At 52.6% G+C, this 251-nt stretch carries 1 protein-coding gene; it reads left to right on the forward strand.

Annotation, left to right across the window (positions count from 1 at the left end; genetic code table 11):
• A partial coding sequence (locus HMPREF3277_RS06130; protein ID WP_070870368.1) for an IS5/IS1182 family transposase occupies positions 1–251 on the forward strand: 251 nt, incomplete at both ends.

Raw genomic sequence — 251 nt, forward strand, 5'->3', positions numbered from 1 at the left:
CATCAGTTGCTGGACGGCATTATGCGCAAAGCCCACCGCAACCGTCCGCTGACGGAAGCGCAAACCAAACGCAACCGATATTTATCAAAGACCCGTTATGTGGTCGAACAAAGCTTCGGTACGCTGCACCGTAAATTCCGCTACGCCCGGGCAGCCTATTTGGGTCTGCTCAAAGTGAGTGCGCAAAGTCATCTGAAAGCGATGTGTTTGAACCTGTTGAAAGCGGCTAACAGGCTAAGTGTGCCTGTTGC

The sequence above is a fragment of the Neisseria sp. HMSC70E02 genome (assembly GCF_001838645.1).
Taxonomy (GTDB): Bacteria; Pseudomonadota; Gammaproteobacteria; order Burkholderiales; family Neisseriaceae; genus Neisseria; species Neisseria macacae.